The 24878-nt window shown below is 69.1% G+C and carries 16 protein-coding genes, 1 pseudogene and 1 riboswitch; of the genes and pseudogenes, 11 read left to right on the top strand and 6 right to left on the bottom strand.

Annotation, left to right across the window (positions count from 1 at the left end; all coding sequences use genetic code 11):
- Positions 1 to 82 precede the first annotated feature (82 nt).
- Positions 83 to 144: riboswitch (guanidine-III (ykkC-III) riboswitch) on the top strand.
- Positions 145 to 154: 10 nt separating this feature from the next.
- The 3 genes from H0B43_RS23735 (at position 155) to H0B43_RS23725 (ending at position 1764) form a co-directional block, all read left to right on the top strand.
- On the top strand, positions 155 to 469 hold the full coding sequence (locus tag H0B43_RS23735; RefSeq protein ID WP_185725708.1) for a multidrug efflux SMR transporter: 315 nt from the start codon (positions 155 to 157) through the stop codon (positions 467 to 469).
- 48 nt (positions 470 to 517) lie between these two features.
- A complete protein-coding gene (locus H0B43_RS23730) occupies positions 518 to 1321 on the top strand; it encodes an ABC transporter (RefSeq protein WP_185725709.1) in 804 nt (267 codons plus the stop codon).
- 92 nt (positions 1322 to 1413) lie between these two features.
- Complete coding sequence (locus H0B43_RS23725) at positions 1414 to 1764, top strand: hypothetical protein (RefSeq protein ID WP_185725710.1); 351 nt, start codon at positions 1414 to 1416, stop codon at positions 1762 to 1764.
- A gap of 91 nt (positions 1765 to 1855) precedes the next feature.
- Here H0B43_RS23725 and H0B43_RS23720 read toward each other — a convergent pair whose 3' ends face one another.
- From H0B43_RS23720 to H0B43_RS23710, 3 genes are all read right to left on the bottom strand, one after another.
- Positions 1856 to 2821 (bottom strand): ferritin-like domain-containing protein, encoded by a 966-nt coding sequence (locus H0B43_RS23720; protein ID WP_185725711.1) that lies wholly within the window; start codon positions 2819 to 2821, stop codon positions 1856 to 1858.
- Positions 2822 to 2859: 38 nt separating this feature from the next.
- Positions 2860 to 3090 carry a hypothetical protein gene (locus H0B43_RS23715; protein ID WP_185725712.1) on the bottom strand — a complete coding sequence of 77 codons (231 nt, stop codon included), beginning with the start codon at positions 3088 to 3090 and terminating at the stop codon, positions 2860 to 2862.
- 248 nt (positions 3091 to 3338) lie between these two features.
- Positions 3339 to 3647, bottom strand: a complete 309-nt coding sequence (locus tag H0B43_RS23710; protein WP_185725713.1) for a MerR family transcriptional regulator — start codon at positions 3645 to 3647, stop codon at positions 3339 to 3341.
- 240 nt (positions 3648 to 3887) lie between these two features.
- On the opposite strand from H0B43_RS23710, the gene H0B43_RS23705 reads away from it, so the two are divergent.
- On the top strand, positions 3888 to 4271 hold the full coding sequence (locus H0B43_RS23705; RefSeq protein ID WP_185725714.1) for a hypothetical protein: 384 nt from the start codon (positions 3888 to 3890) through the stop codon (positions 4269 to 4271).
- 14 nt (positions 4272 to 4285) lie between these two features.
- Here the strand turns inward: H0B43_RS23705 and H0B43_RS23700 are convergent, their stop codons facing one another.
- Positions 4286 to 4612: a MerR family transcriptional regulator gene (locus H0B43_RS23700; protein ID WP_185725715.1), complete on the bottom strand. Its 327-nt coding sequence runs from the start codon at positions 4610 to 4612 to the stop codon at positions 4286 to 4288.
- Between the two features lie 255 nt (positions 4613 to 4867).
- Here H0B43_RS23700 and H0B43_RS23695 point away from each other — a divergent pair, with 255 nt between their 5' ends.
- Genes H0B43_RS23695 through H0B43_RS23685 form a run of 3 tightly spaced genes read left to right on the top strand, consistent with a single transcriptional unit; the run spans position 4868 to position 6106 of the window.
- Positions 4868 to 5011 (top strand): hypothetical protein, encoded by a 144-nt coding sequence (locus tag H0B43_RS23695; protein WP_185725716.1) that lies wholly within the window; start codon positions 4868 to 4870, stop codon positions 5009 to 5011.
- Between the two features lie 56 nt (positions 5012 to 5067).
- Positions 5068 to 5205 carry a hypothetical protein gene (locus tag H0B43_RS23690; RefSeq protein ID WP_185725717.1) on the top strand — a complete coding sequence of 46 codons (138 nt, stop codon included), beginning with the start codon at positions 5068 to 5070 and terminating at the stop codon, positions 5203 to 5205.
- A gap of 43 nt (positions 5206 to 5248) precedes the next feature.
- A complete protein-coding gene (locus tag H0B43_RS23685; protein ID WP_185725718.1) occupies positions 5249 to 6106 on the top strand; it encodes a SigB/SigF/SigG family RNA polymerase sigma factor in 858 nt (285 codons plus the stop codon).
- Here H0B43_RS23685 and H0B43_RS23680 read toward each other — a convergent pair.
- Positions 6094 to 6855 carry an SDR family oxidoreductase gene (locus tag H0B43_RS23680; protein WP_185725719.1) on the bottom strand — a complete coding sequence of 254 codons (762 nt, stop codon included), beginning with the start codon at positions 6853 to 6855 and terminating at the stop codon, positions 6094 to 6096. The genes H0B43_RS23685 and H0B43_RS23680 overlap by 13 nt on opposite strands.
- A 77-nt stretch (positions 6856 to 6932) precedes the next feature.
- On the opposite strand from H0B43_RS23680, the gene H0B43_RS23675 reads away from it, so the two are divergent.
- The 4 genes and pseudogenes from H0B43_RS23675 (at position 6933) to H0B43_RS23660 (ending at position 24227) form a co-directional block, all read left to right on the top strand.
- Positions 6933 to 7820: a sigma-70 family RNA polymerase sigma factor gene (locus tag H0B43_RS23675; protein ID WP_185725720.1), complete on the top strand. Its 888-nt coding sequence runs from the start codon at positions 6933 to 6935 to the stop codon at positions 7818 to 7820.
- A gap of 293 nt (positions 7821 to 8113) precedes the next feature.
- A pseudogene (locus H0B43_RS23670) lies at positions 8114 to 8269 on the top strand (multidrug DMT transporter permease); the annotation flags it as partial.
- Between the two features lie 133 nt (positions 8270 to 8402).
- Positions 8403 to 9410, top strand: coding sequence for an NAD(P)H-dependent glycerol-3-phosphate dehydrogenase (locus tag H0B43_RS23665; RefSeq protein WP_185725721.1), 1008 nt, complete (start codon positions 8403 to 8405; stop codon positions 9408 to 9410).
- A gap of 135 nt (positions 9411 to 9545) precedes the next feature.
- On the top strand, positions 9546 to 24227 hold the full coding sequence (locus H0B43_RS23660; protein WP_185725722.1) for a non-ribosomal peptide synthetase: 14682 nt from the start codon (positions 9546 to 9548) through the stop codon (positions 24225 to 24227).
- Here H0B43_RS23660 and H0B43_RS23655 read toward each other — a convergent pair.
- On the bottom strand, positions 24162 to 24878 hold the full coding sequence (locus tag H0B43_RS23655; RefSeq protein WP_185725723.1) for a M50 family metallopeptidase: 717 nt from the start codon (positions 24876 to 24878) through the stop codon (positions 24162 to 24164). The genes H0B43_RS23660 and H0B43_RS23655 overlap by 66 nt on opposite strands.

The following is a 24878-nucleotide window of genomic DNA, read 5'->3' as shown; positions in this document are numbered from 1 at the left end:
GCATTCGCGATCGTGCGCGGTCCACGAGTCTGTGGACTCGCTCACCACTCACCGGCGCGGAGCGCCTCGTTGGGTACCGTGGATTTCGTCGACACGACATCCGGACGAGCGCACCGTACCCGGCCAGCGACAAGACGGTGCCCGGAGGTTCGTCATGGCGTGGATCGTGCTCGTGTTGTCGGGAATCCTGGAGGCAGTCTGGGCGACCGCGCTCGGCAAGTCGGAAGGCTTCGGCAAACTCGGACCCAGTGTCGTGTTCGGCGTCGCGTTGATTCTGAGCATGGCCGGTCTGGCCTTCGCGATGCGGAGCCTCCCCACCGGAACGTCGTACGCGGTGTGGGTGGGTATCGGCGCGGCACTGACCGTCGGGTACGCGATGGTGACCGGCGCCGAAAGTGCGTCGCTGGTGAAGATCCTGTTGATCCTGGGCATCGTCGGCTGCGTCGTCGGACTGAAGGTTCTGCACTGACCGCAGCGAGACGCTCGATGCTTGTGTGTCGCGGGTTACAGTAATCCCATGAACCTGGTGTCGTTGATGACCCTCCCGGTGCGCGTCGGTCTCGCGGCCGCCGATGTCGGTCTCGGAATCGCCGAGGCCAGCCTGGGCACCGTCCGGACCGCGGTCGCCGGGACCGGTGTCGTCACGGGCATGAGCACCCAGGGCAGCCCGCTCCAGGTGATCAGCCAACTGTCCTCACTCGCGGCCAACGACAGGCCACTCGGGCAGGCACTCCAGCCGGGTGGGCCGCTCGACCGCCTCCTCGCCCCCGGCGGCCCGGTCGACCGTCTCACCGCGGAGGGCGGCACGCTCGAACGACTGCTCGAACCGGGCGGCCCCCTCGAACGGGTGCTCGCGAAAGACGGCCCGCTCGATCGGGTACTCGCCGAGGACGGCACGCTGGAGCGACTCCTCGCCAAGGACGGCCTGCTCGACCGTCTCACCGCCGAACAGGGACCCCTCGAACGGCTGACCGCGCAGGACGGCGCCGTCGAGCGGCTCACCGCTCCGGGCGGACTCGTGGATCGGGCGCTCGCCGAGAACGGCATCCTCGACACGCTGCTGTCGGAGGGCGGTGCGTTCGAACGCCTCATCGCCGAGGGCGGACCGCTCGACCAGATCGTGGCGCTGTCCGAGACGTTGACGGCGCTGGCACCCAACCTCGAGCGGATGAGCGCCAGCATCGACCTGCTGCAGGAGACGGTGGGGGTTCTCAGCGCCGCCGTCGGACCTCTCGGTGACCTGGCCGGCAAGTTGCCGGGACGCTGGTTGAAGGGCAAGGGCGACCGCCCGGGCGTCGACTACACCCTCGGGCCCGCCTGACCGGCGGCGACGCTGCCGCCACTCCGTGCACGTGTCGGTCTCCGGGCGACCGGCCCACCGCGTCCGACACCTGCCTCTGGTATGTATTTCGCATGACACGAACCATCGTTGCGCTGTTGATCCCTGCCGCCCTGCTGCTGGGGGCGTGCAGTTCCGAATCGACCACCACCGAAGCCGAGTCCACGGCGAGCGCAACGAGCGAGGCCGCCGAGGCGGCGTCCGCCGACCTGCCCGCGGTCGCGGACCTGTGCAAGGGGCTGCTCCAGTACGCGAACGGCGCGGAGGCGCGCGCGCAGCAGACCGGTGAGACGTTCGACCGCACGAAGGCCCTCGACGACCTGTTCACCCAGTCTGCCGAGACGGCCGAGTGGAAGGACGCTCCGCAGGAGCGCAAGGACCAGATGACCCAGGCCTACGACGCCGCCAAGACCGGGGCCTGCTGACCCGTTCCCCACCACAGGACGCGAACGCCCGAGCCACGACGCACTGCCGGTCCCCCTCGCGGGGGACCGGCAGTGCGTCGTTGGGGGTGCGTCAGCTACCGACTCCGACTATCTCTTGAGCGATGCCGGCCAACCGAGTCTGGGCCGCGGAGACCACGCCCTGGCGATTCTTGTGAGCTTCCTCGTAGGCGACGACGGTGCGCACGTCGGAGGGATCGGTCAACTCCTTGATCGCGGCGACGGTCTGCGACACGTTGAGATCGTCGTAGTCGGCGATCGGGAGTTCGTCCGCCTCCAGGACGCCACCGGCGGAGCGTGCCGAGTGGATCGCGTCGGCGATCCCGCTCGCTCCCTCGTTGCGAGTGACCTCCTCGGCCGTTTCGAGGGCGGCGTCACGAGAGGCGGCGAGTGTCTTCGCCGCGACGTCGCCCGCGTGGGCGCCTCGCCCGAGCAGCGCGCTCAGCATGGGCGGGGTGGCGCGAGCAGAGTCCAGGGCGCGGTCGATGCCGCGCGCAGACCACGAGACCGGGACGTTGATCAGCCGGATCGTGGCACCGGTCGCAGCCTGGAACGGGGTGCGTCGCAGGGCGGCCGGTCCACCGAGCGCGTCCTCGGCGAGCACCGTGGTCAACCAGTCGACGGTCGCGGCATGTGCGGTGATCAACCGATCGGCCAGCCGGACGACATCGGTCTTGCCTTCGGTGGTCGCGAGGGCCTTCACGTATCGGGCGCGATCGAGCAACTGGTGCTCGAGCGCGAGATCGCCGAGCAGAGCCTCGTCGAACGGTTGCGCCTGTTCCGCCATCGCCTTCAGCGCCGCCGCTACCCGGCCGAGCAGCGGGCCGACGATCTCGGGAACTCCCCCGAGGTCGCGGATGGCACGGTCGATCGCCTGCGCGCGGAGGCGGCCGTTTTCGGCGTTCTCGGTGAGTTCTCGGCGCACGGCTTCGGTGCGCGCCTGCGCGACGCGGGTTTCGGCAACCTGGATTTCGGTGTTGGTGAGGTCCAGGACGGCGCGCAACTGGGTGATCAGGGTGGGAACGGTGGAAATGGTCACAATGTCTCCTTCGCGTTCGTGAGGGTGCGTCGGTCGGGTCAGATCAGGCTCGAAATGAGAAATGCGGCCAGGACAACGCCGGCCAGGACGGATACGGCAGTCGCGGCCGCGAGGATCACCGAACCGGACACGGTCATCGCCGGCACCGCGGCGAGGAGTGCCGCGACGAGGCCGGTTCCGAGCGAGAACCGGCGGTCCGGCTCCTCCTGCTGGTTCTTCGCGTGCCGGGCACTGCGCGTGCGGAAGGGCGTAGGTGCAGCAAGGGTCATGGTGCGATATCCCGTCTGGAGTCGAATGCGGACTGCCGCAACATCACCATCGGCGTGCGGCCCGTTCGAGTCGTCAACTTATCTGCTCTCGTGGATACAGATTTTATTCTATCGGCTGAGCAGTGAAGTTCAACCCGTCAGCGCAATAGAGAAGCGGCCGACAGCGGATTCACGAAAAGAGAACCGCTCCAACCAGCACAGATGGCTCATCTGCCCGATCCCAGCACTCGAGAAGTTTCGGGTGGAGTTCACTCCCCGCCCGCGCTGCGATCCGGTCCGTCCAGCCGCGACGACAGTTCCGCATTCTCGGATTCGAGCGCCAATATCCGCTGAATACCCGCGACGTTCACGCCCTCCTCCATGAGCTGGGCGATGCGTGCCAGCCTGGTCAGATCGTCATCGCTGTACCTGCGGGTGCCGCCACTGGTCCGGGCCGGCGTCAGCAGCCCGCGACGTTCGTACAGCCGCAGAGTCTGCGGGCCGATGCCCGTCAACTCCGACGTCACCGCAATTCCATAGACCCCGCGACGCGAGCGGGGAAGGACATCGATGGTCACAACAGGCTCCCTTCTGCTTAAGGAACACCTGATGTTAACAAACGAATGAAATGAATCTGCCATTAGCGATATAGATTTTGCATTTTCTCCTGCTCAGGCCCCACGGGCTGAAGCGAGGACGTGCAGCGGGTGACGTAATCTCGGACCCGAACCGAACACGAACCGAGGCCGCCCCGGCAGGGTTCGTGGAGGTGTCGTGGCCGGGAGCGCCACGGCCTCTGCGCCAGAGACGAGAGAACCGTGCCGCGCACTCAGGAACACGCCGACCGTTACCGGGACGCTCTGACCGCACTCGCGGCGGCCACCCAGCGACCGGCAAACGTGGTCAATACGGGCGCCGGCTATGCGATCCGGGTCGATTTCGAGTACAACCGTTACCTTCTCGCGTCAAACGCCACCGAGGGACTCACCGACAGCGTCGGGGACACGTCCGAATGGCGGGTCAGCCTCTACCAGGGCGTCTCGGACGGAACCTCCGACGAACTGCTCGCCGCCGCGGAGCACGCGTGGCTGGTCGACGCATTCGATCTCGCGTTCGCGGACATCCGGGCCGAGGGTAAATGGCAGACGGCCGACGCCGCGTTCGACGAGTTCACCCCCACCGACGACGGGTCCGCGAGCTAGCAGGCCGACACCCCTCAGGCGCGGCCGGGCACCTCGGACTGCACGAGCTGCTCCAGTTCCGCGTTTCGCGCTGCCAGAGCGGCGTTCTCGGCTTCGAGGCGGAGGATCTGCCCGATTCCGATCAGATTGACACCGGCTGCAACGAGTTCGGTGATTTTCTGAAGTCGCGCGACATCGTCTTCGCTGTAGCGGCGGGTTCCGCCCCCCGTGCGGGTCGGAGCGATCAGCCCACGCCGCTCGTACAGGCGCAGGGTCTGCGGCCCGATACCCGTCAGCTCCGACGTTACCGAGATTCCGTACACACCCCGCTGCGAACGAAGCGGCACATGAGATGACGTCACCGGGTCTCCCTTCTTCTCAGGGGCGGACCAATCCTATCAAGCCGCGATTCACACAATATGCGGCAGGGGGCGCAGGTTCGCTGCGAGTCGAGCGCCGATCCTCTCCGAGCGCAGACGGCACGCCGAGCGGACATGTGCCCGCCGAGCAGCAATCTTGCCGATATGGGTTGAACTTCTCCGCATAGCGCTGTACAACAAAATCTATATTCTTCAACGCAGATAAGTTCGCTTCACGAACCGCACCCAGGAGAGTCGATGAACACGCCCCACGCGGAGAACACCCCCCACGACGGAGACGTCCTCGTCCTCGGCGCCGGCAGCGGCGGAGCGATCGCCGGTGGCCTGATCGCCACGCTGGCCCTCAGCGCGCTCTCCCTGTTCTCGTCCCTGCCGACGTGACCGGTCCCGCGTTCACACTTCCCGACCACTTCCCTTCACGACAGGACACCGCGCCGATGCCCGCCCACTCCACATCCCACGCCTCCACCACCACGCGAAGCGGGGCAACGATGAGCACCGAGGAAATCAAGGCCCGGATCGAGGCGATGTTCGCCGACGACGCCGCCGACTCGTACCCCGCACTCGTCGAATAGCCACGCCGCCGCCGATGCCGGCCGGTCAGAGAAGGGCAGAGCCATGAACGCGACCACCCAGCTCGTCGAACCGTCGTGCGAGATCCGCCGCATCCCGGCGCGGACGAAGCCGACACATCACACCGTGTCCCGCGACCGGGACCAGTACCGGGACGTGCCCGCGCAGTGCGCGGCGATCGGCCGGCTCGCCGCCTCCGACCCACGCCGTGGCGTACTGCGGCACCGGCTGATCGAACGATGCCTGCCGCTGGCCGAGCACATCGCCCGGCGGTTCCACGGCCGGGGAGAACCGCTCGACGACCTGATCCAGGTGGCCCGGCTCGGCCTGGTCAAGGCCGTCGACCGCTTCGACGCCCGGTGCGGAGAGAACTTCGTGTCGTACGCCGTGCCGACGATCACCGGCGAAGTGCGCCGACACTTCCGGGACACCGGCTGGGCCATGCGTGTGCCGCGCAGCATGCAGGAACTGCACCTCTCCCTCGCCAAAGCGACAACCGAACTCACCACCACACTCGGACGCGCCCCGACCGCGAGCGAATTGGCCGAGGCCCTGGGAATCGACAAAGACGAAGTGGCGCAGGGACTCCGGGTCGCCGACGCCTACAGCACCCTGTCGGTCGACTTCCCGCTCGGCGAGAACGAGCGTCCGTTGTCGGAGACGATCGGCGATCTCGACCCGTCCCTCGCCCACGTCGAGGACCACGTGATCCTCGAGCCCCTCCTGACGTCGCTTCCCGACCTCGAGCGGACCGTCCTCGTCCTGCGCTTCTTCGGGAACATGACCCAGTCGCAGATTGCCGCGCGGGTGGGAGTCTCGCAGATGCAGGTGTCCCGGCTACTGACCAAGACCCTCGCCGACCTTCGCGGAAAACTCGCGGACGTCGGCGGTCAGGCGCCCTGACCGACGGCGAGGAAGTCTTCCCAGGTCCGCTTGCCGGTGGTGCCGCCGATCGACAGATTTTCGCCGGCCCGGTACGCGCGGCCGGCCTTCCCCGGCATCCGCACCGGCATCATGAGTCGATGCCTGCCGTTCGCCCGCAGGTATCCGCGAGCCAGGTCGGCCATTCCGTAGATCGTCGGTCCGGGCAGGTCGGGCACCAGGCCCGCCGGCGGTGCGAGCGTCAACTCCACCAGCCGCGCCACGACCTCGCCCGAGTCGACCGGCTGGAAGCGCAGGCCGCCCGGGACCGGGATCACCGGCAGCCTGGCCACCTTCGACATCATGCTCAGCACCAGTTCGTGAAATTGGGCTGCGCGCAACGTCGTCCACGGCAGTCCTGATTCCGCCACGGCCCGTTCGGCGCCCGCCTTGGAGGCGAACCAGCCGAGTGGAACCCGATCGGCCCCGATCACCGAGATGTACACCAGGTGCCGCACCGTGGCCGCCGACGCGGCTGCCGCCAGATTCCGGGTCGCGACCTCGTCACCCTTGGGGCCGCCCGCGAGGTGCAGCACGGTCTCGACGCCGTCCACCGCGGCCTCGATTCCCGTGCCCTCGAACAGGTCACCGGCCACGTACTCGACGCCGTCGCCGGACTCGCGGAGGTGCCGGCTGAGCACACGCACGTCGCGACCCGCCGCCCGGAGCAGTGGTACCACCTGGCGTCCGAGCGTGCCGGTTCCGCCGGTGACCAGAATGGGTGATGTCATGATCTCTCCTATTCGTTCGACAGCTGATGTCGGTGGTTCTACTGCCAAGACCCGCCGCGAGGGAGGAATGTGACACCGTGGACGACCGCGACGTGCCGACCGTTCGTTTCGAGGAACATCGGCCGCGCCTGCGGGCGGTCGCGTACCGGATGCTCGGCTCGGCGAGTGAGGCCGACGACGCCGTGCAGGAAACCTGGCTGCGGATGAGCCGCGCCGGCATCGACGAGGTCGAGAACCTCGAGGCGTGGCTGACCACCGTGGTGTCTCGAGTGTGCCTGAACGTGCTGCGATCCCGCGAACAGCGTCGCGAGGAACCCCTCGACGCCGTGGTCCACGACCCGGTCTCGGGGCGCGACGCCGGCGGCGATCCCGAGCACGAAGCGATGCTGGCCGACTCCGTCGGTCTGGCGCTGCTGGTGGTCCTCGACACGCTGACGCCGGCCGAGCGCCTCGCTTTCGTGCTGCACGACATGTTCGACGTGCCGTTCGACGACATCGCGCCCATCGTGGGCCGCTCCTCCCCCGCGGTCCGGCAACTCGCCAGCCGTGCCCGCCGACGGGTGAAGGGCGCCGCCCCGGCACCGGAGTCCGCGGATCCGGATCGCCGGCGACGCGTCGTCGAGGCCTACCTGACCGCCACCCGCGCAGGCGATTTCGACGCGCTCGTCGCACTGCTCGATCCGGATGTCGTGCTCCGGGCCGACGCGGCGGCCGGACCCACACGAGCGCCCCTGGTGATCCGCGGCGCGCGGGTGGTGGCCAAGGGCGCTCTCGCCTCCGCCGAGCGGGCGCGCTCCACCGAGACCGCGTTCGTGAACGGCGCGGTCGGGCTCGTGATGGCTCCGCACGGACGGCCGTATGTGGTGCTCACCTTCACGATCGTCGACGGCTGGATCACCGAAATCGACGTCATCGCGGAGCCGGATCGTGTGCGCCGCCTCGAACTCGCCCCTCTCGGTGACTGACAGGATCCCACTGCGGGCGCCGAGTGAAACATGCGACGGAACGGGCCAAGCCCGCGCTTCTATTCGCAACAGTTCCTCGACACCCTCACCACGCCGGAGGAACCCACCCTCCCTGATCGCGTTCGCGAACTCGTCGAACTTCCTCGACTCCACCCGCGCCGAACTCGCGAAACGCCCGGGACGGGCCGACACACTCGACCGCATGAAGAGCGTGGGAAGTTGGAATCCACTGTGGGACAACTTGCCCCAGTGGGATCCGGAGTGGACCGAGCAGTTCATGGCCATGAACGCCACTCCTCGCCGACCGCCTCGGCCTACTCGGCGCCCTGCAGCCGGCACCGCTGGTGTACGTGCTGGCGATCGTGGCCCTGTCCCTCGGCAAGCGGACGTACCCTGCCGGACTCGCGGGGCTCGGGGCGCAGAGTGCCACCGCAGCGGTCAAGGCCTAGGCTTCGTCGGTCGACACAACTCGACAAGTCCCGGTGTCAGCCACCACCGGGACTTGCCGAATCAGCTTCGTGAACGCCCCGCAAGTGCCACGCTTGAGACCATGGACAGCAACAATTCGATGGGTGATCGGTAATGGCCCGGCCGGTACGCGTCGTCGTTCTCGGGGCCGGCTCGTGGGGAACGACGGTGGCTGGTCTCGCCGCCCACAACACACCGACTCTGCTGTGGTCGCGAAATGCGGAAACCGCGGACGAGATCAACACCGAGCACCGCAACTCCCGCTACCTCGGCGACCGCCCACTCCCCGACTCGATGCGGTCCACGGCCGACCTGGTGGAGGCCGCGCAGGAAGCCGACGTTCTCGTGGTGGGGGTTCCGTCGCATGCGGTCCGCAGCACACTCGCTCAGATCACCAACGAGGTCCGAGCGTGGGTGCCCGTGCTGTCGCTGGCGAAGGGACTGGAACCGGGAACCCGGTTGCGTCCCACCGAGGTGATCGCCGAATGCCTGCCCGGTCATCCGGTCGGGCTTCTCGCGGGCCCCAACATTGCGCGGGAGATCGTCGACGGACTGGCCGCGGCATCCGTCGTCGCCACCCAGGATGTTCGGGTGGCCACCGCGTTGCAGCCGTTGTTCGCGTCCGCCGTGTTCCGCGTCTACCGCAACACCGATGTGCTCGGTTGCGAACTCGGTGGCGTGCTGAAGAACATCGTGGCCATCGCGTCGGGGATGGCCGACGGCCTGGATGTCGGCGACAACACCCGCGCGATGGTCCTGGCCCGCGGGCTGGCCGAGATGACCCGGCTCGGGGAGGCGATGGGCGCGAATCCGCGGACGTTCGCGGGACTCACCGGGGTCGGAGACCTCATCGCCACGTGCATGAGTCCCAGTTCGCGCAACCGCCGGGTGGGTGAGTTCATTGCCCGCGGCATGACGGTCGACGAGGCCGTCGCCAAGCTGGGGCAGGTGGCGGAGGGCGTAAAGACCGCCCCCACGGTGATGGAGTTGGCCCGGGACTACAACGTGGACATGCCCATCGCTGCGGAGGTCGAGGCCGTGGTCGCGGGGCGGCAGACTCCGGAAGGCGCCTATCGTGGCCTGCGGAAAGTCGCTGCCGGCGGGGAGCACGAGGTGGCGTGACCGCACAACTGCAACCGGTAGTAGCACTATCTAGACGTTTCTAAGCAATCTCCTAGAAATCTGGGGCAGACTCCTGAGTGGAGGTATCCCGGCTAGCAGCGTCGTGCGGGGACGGCTGCGTGAGAGAAGTCAGCGATGAGTTCACCGACCTCGGTTGGTCCCGGAGACTCGTCTGCGCACGCCTTTCCGCTGTCCCCCGCACAGAGGGGGATGTGGCTCGCGCAGCACGTCGACCCCGCGGTTCCCGTGTCGGTCGCCCAGTACGTCGACATCCGCGGCGAGCTGGACCGTGATGTCCTGACGGCGGCGTGTGCGCAGGCGGCGGACGAATTCGAATCGTCCTTCCTGACAATCTCCGAGACCGACGGGGAACCCGTGCAACGGGTGGAACCGGGACTGGGTGTGACAGTCGGGTACGTCGATTTCCGCGACGCGCCGGATTCTGCAGCGTCGGCGCACGCGTGGATGCGCACCGAGACGGCCGCGCCGATCGATGTCCGGCGGGAGCGCCTGGTGGTCACGTACGTGCTCCAGGTCGGGACGAACCACTATTTCTGGTACTCACGCGCCCACCACATCGCGCTGGACGGTTACGGTTCCATCACGATGGTCTACCGGGTCGCCGCGCTGTACTCCGCCACGGTGCGGGGACTGCCGCCGCCCCCGAACAAAGCCGTCGGTCTTCGCCGTATCCACGAACTCGAGATCGGTTACCGCGAGTCCACTCGCCGGGAATCCGACCGGGACTACTGGTCCGAGACGATGCGCGGCGTCACGCACTCGAGCACCTTGGCGCGCGGCTCCGCACCGGCGACCGCCGACTCCCGGAGCGTCAGCGGAACGTTGACGACGGAGACCGTCGATCAGCTCGAGAAGTGTGCGGCGGTGCACGGCGCCAATCCTGCGACGCTGGCCGTCGCTGCGGTCGCCGGGTATCTGGCGAGGATGAGCGGCGAGGACGATGTCACGCTCAGCCTGCCGGTGTCGGCCCGCACGACGGCTGCGCTGCGCCGGTCCGGTGGCATGGTGTCGAACGTGGTGCCGCTGCGCATCGCGTCTGCCGGGGCGAGGACTGTGGGTGATCTGGTGTCCCGCACGCGGCTCGCGATGTCCGGCGCTCTGCGGCATCAGCGGTACCGGCACGAGGACATTCGCGCCGATCTGGGACTGTCGCCGTCCGGGCCGCGCCTGTTCGGCCCCCCGGTCAACATCATGCTGTTCTCGGAGGAGATCGAACTCGGCGCGCTGAAGGGCCACTTGCAGGTGCTGTCTTCGGGTCCGATCGAGGATCTCCTCGTCAATCTGTACCGGTACGGGCCCCGCGGACAACTGCACCTCGATTTCAAGGCGAATCCGCGACTGTATTCGCCGGACGACGTGGAGGGTCACCACACGAGGTTCCTGCGGTACTTCCGGCACTTCCTCGGCGCCGATGCGTCCCTCCCGGTCGGTGAGCTCCCGGTCCTCACGGACGACGAGACGGCTGCACTGGTTCCCGCCAACGGACCGCCTGGCAGCGCGCCCGTCACGCTCCCCGACGTGTTTCGCGCTGCCGCCGCACAGGATCCGGACGCCACCGCTGTGGTCTGTTCCGGCCGCGGAATCACGTACCGCGACCTCGACGCCGGCTCCGACCGGATCGCTGCGGCGCTGGCGCAGTTCGGTGTCGGGTCCGGCGACGTCGTGGCGCTCGCTTTTCCGCGGTCGCTCGACTACGTGTGCGCGGTCTGGGCCGTCGCGAAGACGGGGGCGGCCTTCCTGCCGGTGGATCCGACCTATCCGGTTGCGCGGGTGCGGCACATGCTCGACGACTCCCGGGCAACGGTCGGGTTGACCACTGCGCAGTACTCGTCGAGTTTGCCGGACACGACCGAATGGCTTCTGCTCGACGACACCGACGGAGCCGAACCCGAGTTACTCGCCCGGGCAACACGACTCGACGACGTCGCCTATCTCATCTACACGTCGGGGTCGACCGGCGCACCCAAGGGGGTGGCGGTCACCCACCGCGGGATCGCCGATCTCGTTTCTGCACAGCGCACTCGACTCGACCTCGACAGTTCGGCACGAGTTCTGCACGTCGCGTCGCCGAGCTTCGACGCCTCGATCTTCGAGCTGCTGATGGCCTTCGGCTCCGGTGCCACGCTCGTGGTCGCCCCGGCCTCGGTGTACGGAGGAACACTACTCGCACAGCTGATGACAGCCGAGCGCATCACGCACGCGGTGATCACCCCGTCCGTCCTGGCGTCGATCGACCCCGGCGAGGTCGACGGTCTCCGCGTCCTCGTCGTCGCCGGTGAGGCGTGCCCCCCGGAGCTGTTGTCCCGGTGGGCCTCCCGGTGCTCGGTCATCGACGCGTACGGACCGGCCGAGACCACCGTGATGGCGACCGTCGGCGATCCCCTCCCCGCGGCGGGCCCGGTCACCGTCGGCCGGCCGATCCGCGGGACGCGAGCGGTGGTTCTCGACCACAGGCTCCGCCCGGTCCCGGTCGGTGTGCTCGGCGAACTGTACGTCGCGGGTACGGCCTTGGCCCGCGGCTACCATCGCAGGGCGCGGCAGACGTCGGAGCGGTTCGTCGCCGACCCCTACGGACCGCCCGGCACCCGCATGTACCGCACGGGCGACACCGTCCGCTGGACTCGCGACCACGAACTCGAATATCTCGGCCGCAGCGACGAACAGGTGAATCTCCGCGGTCTGCGCGTCGAACCCGGAGAGATCGACGCCACCCTGCGCCGCCACCCGGCTGTTCGTTTCGCCGTCACCGTGATTCGCTCGCAGGCCACCGGTGATCAGCTCGTGTCGTATGTGGTGGGAAAGGATGTGAGCGAGCAGGCGTTGCTCTCGTACCTCACCGCCGAACTGCCCCCGCATCTCGTGCCGGCCGCCATCGTCGCGCTGGACGACATTCCACTGACCCCGTCCAGCAAGTTCGACCGCAGTGCGCTTCCCGCGGTCGGCCTCCGGTCGACGATCCGGACCGCGCCCCGCGATGCACGGGAGCGGACGCTGCACGGCATCTACACCGAGATCCTCGGGCCCTCCGATTTCGGTGTGGACGACTCGTTCTTCGCACTCGGCGGCGACAGCATCATGGCGATCCAGTTGGCGTCCCGGGCACGGAGTGCGGGGATCGCGTTCAGTCCGCGCGATGTGTTCGAGCAGCGGACGATCTCCCGGCTCGGTGCGATCGCCGGTCACGACCCCGGCAGGCCGACTCTCGAGGAGCTTCCCGGCGGCGGGATCGGCGACATGCCGCTCACCCCGGCTGCCCGATTCCTTCTCGACCGGGTTCGCGACATCGACCGCTACGCGCAGGCGGTGGTGGTGGAATTACCACCCGGAATGGACGCCGAGCGACTGGGCAGGGTCATCGGCGCCGTCGTCGACCGGCACGACGCCCTGCGGACCCGCCTGGTTCGCCGCTCCGACGGGACGGCGCTTCTCATTGCGAATCCGGTCGGCGCACCGTTGCCGGACGGCACGATCCGCCGGGTGCCGCTCCCCGACCCCGCCGATGCGGTGCAACGCACCCGGGACGAATACGAGGCGGCTGCCCGGCGGTTGAATCCGGCTCTCGGCGTGATGATGCAGTGCGTCTGGCTCGATCCCGGTCCGGACACGCGCGGGCGGCTTCTCCTCGTCGCCCACCACCTGGTGATCGACGGGGTCTCGTGGCGGATCCTGATCGGCGACCTCGCCGCCGCGGAGGCACAGACGCTCACCCTTCCGCCGATCGGCACGTCGCTGCGCCGGTGGTCGCACGGACTGATCGAGCAAGCGCGGCGCCCAGCCCTCAGGTCGGAGCTCACGTTCTGGCGCGACGTGACCGGAGGCGACGAACCGTCGCTCGGGGCGCGGCCGCTCGACGCGCGGCGCGACGTCAATTCGACTGTCTCCCGCATCCACACGGCGGTGCCGGCAACGCACTCGGTGCTGACCGACCTCCCGGCTGCCTTCCACTGCGACGTCAACGACGCACTGCTCACCGCACTCGCCCTCGCGCTGGCGCAGTGGCAGCGCAGCCGGGGGCAGTCGCCCACCGTGCCGGTGATCAGACTCGAGGGCCACGGCCGCGAGGAATCGATCCTGCCCGGGGCCGACGTCTCCCGGACCGTGGGGTGGTTCACCAGCATCTTCCCGATCCGCCTGGACCTGTCGGGAGTGGACCTCGACGCAGCGTTCGCGGGCGGCCGTTCCGCGAGTGCCGCGGTCACGGCGGTCAAGGAACAACTGCGTGCCGTTCCCGGCAAGGGCCTCGGTTACGGGTTGCTGCGGTACTTCGGGGACGCCGCGGCGCGGCAGCTGGGTGAGCGACCCGAGGGTCAGATCGCGTTCAACTACCTCGGCCGCCTCGATATCGCCGGCACCGGTACAGAGTGGCGCCCGGTGCGTGACGGCACCGCCGTGTTCTCGTCGGCGGAGCCGTCGATGCCGGTCACCGCGCTGATCGACATCACGGCGTCCACGACCGACGGTGTCCTCGACACCACCTTCGCGTTCCCGGCCGACGCGATTGCGTCCGAGGACGTGCAGGCGCTGGCCGACCTCTGGGTGCGGGCGCTCACCGCCCTCGCCGCGGTGGCGCGTTCTCCGCACGGCAGCGGGCTCGTCCCGTCCGATCTGCCGCTCGTCTCCGTCGACCGCGCCGACATCGAGGCGTGGGAACGGGAGCATCCCGGACTGCTCGACGTGTGGCCGCTGACGCCGTTGCAGTCGGGCCTGCTGTTCCATGCGGCGCTCGCCGGCTCGGACGCGGATCCGTATGCGATGCAGGTGATCCTGACCCTGTCCGGGCTGATCGACCCTGAGCGACTCCGGAACGCGTGTACCGCCGTCCTCGCGGGGCACGCGAATCTGCGCACCGCCTTCGTGCGCGACGGCCGCGGCGTTCCCGTGCAACTCGTGCTCGACGAGGTGCCGCTGCGCTGGCAGCACATCGACGTCACGGACAGCGACGCCGAGCGGGTTCTCCGCGCGGACCGCACCACCCGCTTCGACATGGCTGCCCCACCGCTGATTCGGTTCGCCCTGCTGTCACGAGGCCCGCACCGTGCCGAACTGGCGATCACGGCCCACCACATCGTGCTGGACGGCTGGTCGATGCCCGTTCTGCTGCGCGAACTCTTCACCGCTTACCGAGACGGCGAAATCCGCACCGAGCCCCCGGATTCGAGTCCGTACCGCGAATTCCTGGAATGGCTGGCGGCGAAGGACATCGAGACGTCGGCGCGCGCGTGGGCCTCGGCACTCGACGGCGTCACCGAACCCGCCGCACCGGAGGAGCGCACCGTCGTCACCTCCGCGGCGGTGCTGGAGTTGAGCGAGGACGACACCGCGGCGCTGACGGCGCGCGCGACGGAACTCGGAATCACGCTGAGCACGGCCGTCCAGGCGGCCTGGGGAATTGTTCTCGGGCAGACCACCGGCCGCGACGACGTCGTGATCGGCGCGACCGTCTCCGGCCGGCCCCCGGAACTCGCCGGCGTGGAAGGCGCGGTGGGGTTGTTCGTCAACACCGTCCCCGTGCGCATCCCGCTCGACCCCGACGCCGAGGCTGCCACCCTCCTCACCCGCCTGCAGGCCGATCACGTCCGCCTCCTCGAGCACCACTATCTGGGGCTCGCGGACATCCAGCGAGCAGTCGGTGTCGCCCCGCTCTTCGACACTCTCGTCGCGTTCGAGTCGTACCCGGTGGACCGGACCGCGCAGTCGGAGACTGTGGACGGAGTCGCGCTGGACGCGGTCCGCGCACACGATTCCTCGCACTACACCGTGACACTCGCGGCGACGGTGGCCGGGACCCTCCGGCTGACGGCGAATTGCCGGTCACCCCGGTACGACGGGAACGCCCTGCTCGCGCGGATGGGCCGCGCCCTCGACCACATCGCCAGGAATCCGCATCAGGCGGTGGGCAGGTTCGACCTTCTCGGCGAGGCGGAGAAGCACAGGGTTCTGCGCACCTGGAACGCGACGGACGTTCCGGTTCCGCGGGTCACCCTGGTCGATCTGTTCGATGCGCAGGTCGCTCGCTCACCCGCTGCCGTGGCGATGGTGTTCGGGGCGGATCCGTTGACGTACGCCGAGTTCGACGCGCAGGCGAATCGACTGGCGCGGCACCTCGTGGCGCGGGGCGTCGGACCGGAAACCGTGGTCGGTGTCTCGATACCCCGATCCCCTCGCCTGCTCGTCGCGCTGTACGCGGTGCTGAAAGCCGGCGGTGCCTATGTTCCGGTCGACCCCGAGCATCCGTTCGCACACAGGGCGCTCGTCGTCGACTCCGCCGCACCCGCATTGCTGCTCACCTCCGGAAATCACACCGCCCCGGACGGCGTGACCGTCCTGGATCTCGATCTGCTCGACGTGTCCGGGTACGACCCTGCGCCGGTCACCGATTCCGTGCGGCACTCACCGCTGCACCCGGCGAACGCCGCGTACGTCATCTTCACTTCCGGTTCCACCGGAAGACCCAAGGGCGTCACGGTGACACACGCGATGATGGTGAACCAGTTCCGCTGGGCGCAGACGCAGACGCCGCTCGACGGTTCCGATGCGGTGCTGCACAAGACTCCGCTCACCTTCGACATCTCCGCGTGGGAACTGTTCTGGCCCCTGCAGACCGGTGCACGGGTGGTGATCGCCGAACCCGGTGGCCACCGCGATCCCCGTTATCTGGCGCGCATCGTCGAGCGGGAATCGATCACGACTCTCCACTTCGTGCCCTCGATGCTGGAAGCGTTCGTGGAGCAGTGCGGGCGCCGGACACCGGCCACGTTGCGCCGCGTGTTCTCCGCAGGGGAGTCGCTGTCGACCGCGACGGCATCGCGATTCACCGAACACAGCACCGCCGCGCTGTTCAACTGGTACGGCCCGTGCGAGGCGGCGGCGGCGACGTCGGAGCCGTTCGACGGCAACGATTTCGGCTCGTCCGTCGCCCTGGGGCGCCCCGTCCAGAACATACGTACGTATGTGCTCGACAGCCGGCTGCGGCCGGTGCCGGTCGGGACGAGGGGCGAGTTGTATCTCGCCGGCACGTTGGCACGCGGATATGCCGGTCGTCCCGACCTCACGGCCGAACGGTTTCTCGCCGACCCCTACGACGGAAGAGGCGGGCGGATGTACCGCACCGGAGACGCGGTGCGGTGGAACGACACCGGCCGGCTCGAGTACCTCGGCCGCACCGACTTCCAGATCAAGTTGCGCGGGCAGCGCATCGAGCCCGGCGAGATCGAGGCAGCGTTGACGTCCGACCCGGCGGTGACCCAGGCCGCGGTCATCGTGCAGCGGCACCCGGACTCCGGAGACCGGCTGATCGCGTATCTCGTTGCCGCGGAGAGCGAATACCTGGACGAGGCCCGGATCTCCGAACGCCTGGCAGACCTGCTCCCGGCCCACATGATTCCGTCGACATTCGTCGCGCTTCCCGCGCTGCCCGTCACGACGAGCGGAAAGCTGGATCGCGCGGCCCTACCGGACCCGTCCACGACGGTGATGTCCGATCCGCCCGCCACCCCCGTCGAGGACGTCGTCGCGTTCGTGTTCGCGGAGGTGACGGGCAGCGGGCAGATCGGAAGGAACGCCAACTTCTTCGCTGCCGGCGGAAATTCGCTGACCGCCGCGCAGGTGGTCGCCCGCGTCGGAGCCGCGCTGGGGACCACCCTCGAACTGCGGGAACTGTTCGACCACCCGACGGTCGCGGGACTGTCCGGACATCTGGCGACACGAACGCATGAGACCGAGCGCGCGCCCCTGGTCCCCCGTCCCCCTGCCGCCCATGTGCCGCTCTCCCTCGCGCAGCAACGATTGTGGTTTCTGAACCGCCTCGACGGCCGCTCGGCCACCGACACCATCCCCGTCGTGCTGCGCCTCACCGGCACGCTCGACGAATCGGCACTGTGCGCGGCGGTGGGCGACGTGATCGAACGTCATGAACCCCTCCGCACGGTCTATCCCGACCACGACGGGATCCCCTGCCAGCACGTTCTGGCCGCCTCCGCCGTGCCGCCCTGCACCGTCCGGAGGACGACCGACGCCGCCGCCCGGGTGCGCGACCTCGTGTCCGCGGGATTCGACCTCACCACCGAACCCCCCATGCGCACCGAACTTCTCGCGGTGCGCGACCACGAGTGGGTGCTGGCCCTCATCGTCCATCACATCAGCGCCGACGGGTTCTCACTGGGACCGCTGGCCCGCGACGTGATGGCGGCGTACCGCGCGCGGGCCCGCGGCGAGACTCCGGCGTGGACGCCCCTCCCCGTCCGGTACTCCGACTACTCCCTGTGGCAACGCGAACGGCGGGACGGGCAGCAGAGCCTGGCGTACTGGACCCGGACGCTGTCCGGGATGTCCGGAACGCTCCCGCTTCCGTTCGACCGTGCGCGACCCGCCGTCGCCACGCATCGCGGCGCCCACATCGAATTCGGTCTCGACACCGAGACCCACCGGCGGATTCGCGCACTCGCGCGCACCCACGACGCCACTCCGTTCATGGTGCTCCACGCGGCTCTCGCCGTCCTCGCGGCCAGATTGAGCGGCACCCCGGACATCATTGTCGGCACGCCGATCGCCGGTCGCGGTCCCCGCGCTCTCGACGATCTCGTCGGAATGTTCGTCAACACACTGGTACTCCGGACCCTCGTCGCGTCCGGCGACCCGTTCGGCGACGTGCTCGACCGGGTGCGGGGTGTCGATCTCGACGCGTACACCCACGCCGACGTCCCGTTCGAGGAGGTCGTCGAGGCGGTCGCGCCCGCCCGGTCGCGCAGCCGGAACCCACTGTTCCAGCTGGCATTCGCCTACCACAACACGGCACCGGTCGCGGTCGACCTGCCTGACGTCTCCGCTCGGATCGTCGAGGTGGACACGGGCACCGCGAAATTCGACCTGCAACTGACCGTCACCGAATCAGTCGACGAGAACGGACCCGGACCGCTCGCGTGCGTCTTCACGTACGCCACCGACCTGTTCGACGACACCACGGTCTCGGGGTTCGCCGCGCGCTTCCGGCGTGTGCTCGGCGCTGCACTCGCACCTCCACCCGTCGTGGTCGGTGACATCGACCTCCTCGACGACGAGGAGAGGCAGGCGGCCCGGCACACGAGTGCGCCGTCGCTTCCGCAACGCACGCTGCCCGACCTGATGTCCGCGGCCGTCGAGCGAAATCCGGACGGCCCGGCGTTGACGGCCGACGGCCGGTCCATGACGTACCGGAAACTCGACGCCGAGTCGAATCGGCTGGCGCGTGCGCTGATGCGGCGCGGGGTGGGTCCGGAGACGGTCGTGGCACTCGGCCTGTCCCGCTCCGCGCTGTCCGTGGTGTCCGTGTGGGCCGTGGCGAAGACCGGTGCCGCCTTCGTCCCTGTCGACCCGCGCTACCCCACGGCGCGGATCGCGTATCTGGTGAACGATTCCGGGGCGGTGCACGGCCTGACCACCGCGCCGGACCGCGAGTCCCTGCCCGACGCCACGGACTGGCTGCTGCTGGACACCCCGGACTTCCGAACCGAATGTCACGGTTACTCTTCGGGGCCGATCATCGATGCCGACCGTGTACAGCCCCTCGAGGCCCGCCACCCGGCGTACGTGATCTACACGTCCGGTTCGACGGGCACCCCGAAGGGCGTCGTGGTGACTCACACGGGCCTCGCCGACTTCACGGCGGAGCAGCGTGAGCGCTATTCGGTGACGGCGTCCTCGCGCACCCTGCACGGTTCGTCGCCCGGCTTCGACGGCGCGGTCCTGGAGATGCTGCTCGCTCTCGGCGCGGGTGCCTGCATGGTGATCGCACCACCGACCGTCTACGGCGACGATCCGCTCACCGACCTGCTGGCCGGCGAGCGGATCAGTCACCTGTTCACCACACCGACGGTCCTGGCGACGGTCGATCCGGGTGCGCTTCGCGACGTCCGGACGGTGGTGGTGGGAGGCGAGCCGTGCCCGCCGGAACTCGCGGTGGTCTGGGCGGCGCGGACGCACCTCTCGCTGTTCAACGGATACGGTCCGACCGAGACGACGGTGATGACGACCATCAGCGATCCCCTGGCGGCGGGCGGCCCGGTCACCATCGGCCGTCCGGTTCGCGGCGCCGCGGTCCTCCTACTGGATTCGCGTTTGCACCCGGTTCCGGCGGGAGTCGCCGGGGAACTGTACGTGTGCGGGCCGGGCGTCGCCCGCGGCTACCACCGCCGGCCCGGGCTGACCGCCGCACGCTTCGTCGCCTGCCCGTTCGGCACCGCCGGAGAGCGGATGTACCGGACGGGTGATGTGGGACGGCGCCACCGGGACGGGTCGATCGAGTATCTGCACCGCAACGACTCCCAGGTTGAACTGCGCGGAGTCCGAATCGAACTCGGCGAGATCGACGCGACTCTCCGCACCCATCCGAGCGTGCAGTTCGCGGCCACCGATGTGCGTGCACTGCGGGACGGCGTCGACGCACTCGTGTCGTACGTGCTCCCCGCACGCGGCCGGACAGTCGATCCCGACCAGTTGATCCGCTTCGTGTCGGAGCGGCTGCCCACCCCCCTGGTGCCCGCGGCCGTGGTCGAGGTGGCAACGGTGCCGCTCACCGGGAACGGGAAGCTGGATCGCGCGGCGCTGCCCGACCCCGCCCCCGCGGACACCGGCTTCGAGGCCCCGCACACTCCCGCCGAACGGGCGGTGGCGACGGTGTTCGCCGAGGTCCTCGGACTCGACCTCGTGGGACGGGACGCGAACTTCTTCGCCCTGGGCGGCACGTCCCTGTCCGCCACGCGCGCCGCATCCCGGATCGGTGCGGCACTGCAGACGACGGTCCCGGTGCGTGCAGTGTTCGACGCCCCCACCGTCTCCGCGCTCGCGGCGGACGTCACCGATCGGACCGAGGGCGCGGCACACGCCGCACTGTCCGTGCGCCCGCGCCCGCCACGGGTACCGCTGTCGCCGGCGCAGCAACGACTGTGGTTCCTCTCGCGGCTTGCCCCGGGCTCCCCCGAATACACCATTCCGATGGTGTTGCGGCTCACCGGGTCGCTGGACGTCGTCGCCCTCGGTGCCGCGGTCGCGGACGTGGTGGGCCGGCACGAACCGCTGCGCACGCTCTACCCCGACAGCGACGGCGTCGCCTACCAGCAGGTGGTCCCGGTGTCGCAGGCCGCTCCCCCACTCGAACCGATACCGGTGTCCCACGGCGACGTCGAAGCACGAGTGGCGACGTTCGCGTCGCAGGGGTTCGCGCTGGGCGCCGAGCCGCCGATCCGCGCCCGGCTGTTCGCGCCGGCCCCGGACGACTGGGTGCTCGCCGTCATGGTCCATCACATCAGTGCTGACGGCTACTCGGTGCCGTTGCTCGTCCGCGATCTGATGACCGCCTACGAGGCCCGGATCTCGGGTGCGGCTCCGCGGTGGGCCGAGCTGCCGGTCCAGTACGCGGACTACACCCTGTGGCAGCACGAGGTACTGGGCGACCGCGACGATCCGCACTCGGTCGCCGCGCGGGAACTGTCGTACTGGACGGACACGCTGTCGGGCGCGCCCGAACAGCTGCCCCTTCCCACGGACCGGTCGCACCCCGCAGTGGCGTCGCACCGCGGCGGCACAGTCGAATTCGCGCTCGACGACGACCTGTACCGGGCGGTGGAGCACACCGCCTCGGCCCGGGCGGTCACCCCGTTCATGGTTGTGCACGCGGCGTTCGCGGTGCTGCTCACCAGACTCGGCGGATCCACCGACATCGTGGTCGGGACTCCCGTCGCGGGACGCGGGGATCAGGCCCTCGACGCACTGGTGGGGATGTTCGTCAACAACCTGGTTCTGCGCACCGAGGTGATTCCGGCGGAAAGCTTCGCGGAACTGCTTGCCAGGGTGCGGGAGGACGACCTGGACGCGTTCGCCCACTCCACAGTTCCGTTCGAGACCGTGGTCGACGCGCTCCGTCCCGCCCGGTCACGCGCACGCAACCCGCTGTTCCAGGTGGCCCTGGCGTTCCAGAACCTCGACCACATCCCGCTCGCACTGCCCGGGCTGCAGGTGTCGGAGATGATTCCCGCCGTCCGGTCGGCCCGATTCGACCTGCAACTCACCGTCGTCGCCGGTCCGGATCCGTCGGCCGAACACATCCGGCGGACGGCCGTGTTCACCTACGCCACCGATCTGTTCGACCATCACACCGTCGTGGAGATCGGCGAACGCTTCCTCCGGACGTTGAGCGAGGCCGTCGCACAACCGGATCTGGCCGTCGGCGACCTCGCCCTCGTCGATCCGGACCCCGTCGTGCCCACCGCGGCGCCCTCCTCCGGTGACACGCTCGTCGATCTCCTCGACCGGCAGGTCGCGGCGACACCCGACGCGACTGCCGTGATCTCCGGCGACGAAGCACTCACCTACCGCGAAGTCGACGAGACGGTCAACCGGCTGGCGCGCCACCTGATCGGCATCGGTGTCGGGCCGGAATCCATGGTGGGACTGGCGATCCGCCGCTCCGTCGATCTTCTCGCCGGAATGTATGCCGTCGCGAAGACCGGAGCGGCGTACGTGCCGATCGATCCCGATCACCCGGCACGGCGCAATGCCGAGGTCATCCGGTCGTCGGGCGCCCACGTCGTCCTCACCACCGAGCGGGATCGGTTCGACATCTCCGACGTCCTGCCGCCGGAGACACGGCTGGTCGTCGTCGACCGTCTGGATCTCGCCGACGTCGACCCCTCGCCGATCTCGGATCACGACCGGATCGCGCCACTGCGGGAGCAGAACCCGGCGTACGTGATCCACACGTCGGGATCGACCGGAACACCCAAGGGCGTGGTCGTGACTCATGCGGCCGTCGTGAGCTTCCTGAGGTGGCGGCAGGACACCGACCCCCTCGGTGCCGACGACACGGTGATGCTCAAGTTGCAATACACGTTCGACGCCTCGGTGCGCGAGTTCTGGTGGCCGCTGATCGCAGGTGCCCGCTTGGTGATCGCTCGACCGGACGGCCACCGCGACCCGCGCCATCTCGCCGAACTGATCGGCAGGCACGGGGTGACCGCAGGCTATTTCCTCCCACTGATGCTGGCCGAGATCCTGGCGATCCCCGATGCCGATCTCACGTCACTGCGGCAGGTGTCGTGCGGCGGCGAGACCCTGCCACCGGACACCGCCCACAATTTCCATGCTCGATGCCCCGACGCGGTGCTGTACAACGAATACGGCCCCACCGAGACCGCGGTCGCCGTGACGCGCGCCGTCGTCGGCGGCGTCGACGCAGCCGTCCCGATCGGGGTGCCCCAGAGCGGGATCGGTGCGCTGGTGCTGGATTCGCGGTTGCATCCGGTGCCCGTCGGCGTGCCCGGCGAGCTCTACCTCGCCGGCGCCCAGCTCGCCCGCGGATATCTCGGGCAACCGGGGGTCACGGCTGCCCGATTCCCGGCCGCTCCGTGGGGTCCGCCCGGCAGTCGTATGTACCGGACGGGCGACGTGGTGCGCCGGCGCCGGGACGGCACGCTCGACTACCTCGGCCGACGCGATCTCCAGGTGAAGATCCGGGGTCAGCGCGTCGAGCTCGAGGAGATCGAGGCGGCGCTGCGACGCCACGACGCCGTCGCGTATTCCGCTGCTGCCGTGTACGAATCCGCGAACGACGGCGCACGGCTGGTGGGCTACGTCGTGCCCCGACCGGGCCTGGTCGTGGACACCCGAACCGTGTCGGCGGAACTGGCGCAGCGCCTCCCCCGGTACATGGTGCCCAATCAGATCGTGGTGCTGGACGCGTTGCCGTCGACTCCCCACGGCAAGCTGGACCGGCGCGCGCTCCCCGATCCCGGTGTGCCGCGGGCGCAGCGGTTCCGCCCGCCGGCCACACGCACCGAGAAACTGGTCACCGCGGTGTTCGGGGACGTTCTCGGCGCCGGTCTGGTAGGGCTGGACGACAATTTCTTCGAGCTCGGCGGCAACTCCCTGTCCGCGACCAGGGCGGCGTCACAGCTGCACGCCGCGACCGACGTCGAGGTGCGGCTCGAATGGTTCTTCACCGACGCGACCGCGGAGGGGATCGCCGGGAGGATCTCGTCGAGTGTCGCCGCGACGACCGCCGCGCTCGGGGTACTGCTGCCCCTGCACCCGGACGGCGCCAGGGATCCGCTGTTCTGCATCCATCCGGCGATCGGATTGGCCTGGTGTTACTCGGGATTGAGTGCGCACCTCGGGCCCGACCGCCCCGTCTACGGTGTCCAGTCCCCGGCCGTGACCGGGCCCGGCGAACGGTTCACGACGATCGCGCAGCGAGCCCATCGATACGTGCGGGAGATCCGGCAGGTGCAGCCGCGGGGGCCGTACCACCTGCTCGGGTACTCGGTGGGGGGCGTGATCGCGCACGCGATGGCCGTCGAGTTGCGTTTGCTCGGCGAGGAGATCGGCCTGCTCGCGATGATCGACAGCTACGCGTCGGCGGAGCGGGACATCCCGGCGCCGACGCTCCCGGATCTCCTGCGGGAATTCGGCGACGGCGCGTCGGATCAGCTCGGACCGGAGCATCTGAGCCGGCTGTACGCGGACTACATCGACGTCATCGACGCCGCCGCCGAATTCCGGCCGGAACGGTTCGACGGCGCTCTGCTGTTCTTCGAGGCGTCGGGGGACGCAGCTCAGCCGGTATCGGCGAGCGCGACGTGGCGGCCGTGGATCGCCGACGACATCGTCGCCCACCCCGTCGACCATCCGCACGCACGGATGACCGACCCGCAGGCGATCGCCGTCATCGGACCGATCCTGGCCGGACACCTGGGCACCGGCTCAGCCACCGACGGGTCGGAGAATCCACCACCCGCCCAGCGCGAGACAGCTCAGCGTCACGAGTAGGAACAAACCCACCCAGACGATGCCGGGGATGTGGGTGAGCCGCGCCAGCTGATCGGCGTCCGATTCGGGGGCCGCGCCGCGGGCGCGTTGACGCTGCAGTTCGAGGACCGGCCGCGGGGCCGCGACGAGCATGAACAGGGTGATCAGATAGGCCGCGGCCACCTGCTGGTCCTGCGTACCGAACCAGACCAGTCCGAACAGCAGCGCCCCGACAACCGTGAGGGAGAACAACCCGTACAGATTCCGGACGAGAATCAGCATGGCCGCGAGGGCTGCCACCCCGATCCACAGCACCGCGACGGCGTGCTGCGTGCCCAGCACCCAGGCCGCGCCGAGCCCGAGTACGGCAGGGCCGACGTAGCCGGCGAACGTCATGAGCACCACGCCGAGCCCGGTCGGTTTTCCGGACGAGATGGCCACACCGGATGTGTCGGAGTGCAGCCGCACCCCTTTCAGGGTTCGACCGAACAGCAGGGCGACCACCAGGTGCGCGCCCTCGTGCACGATGGTCACCACGTTGCGCGTCAGTCGCCACGCGTGCGGTTCGAGGACGAGTATCACCGCCACCACCGCCGTGACCTGAACGATCCAGGGAGCCGGCGCGGGGCTGACCGCGCTCACGCGCTCCCACAGCGATTGCATTCCATTCAT

Origin of the sequence: Rhodococcus sp. 4CII (genome assembly GCF_014256275.1) — a bacterium.
Lineage (GTDB): Bacteria > Actinomycetota > Actinomycetes > Mycobacteriales > Mycobacteriaceae > Rhodococcus_F > Rhodococcus_F wratislaviensis_A.
This window is presented reverse-complemented; position numbering and strand designations above follow the sequence as displayed.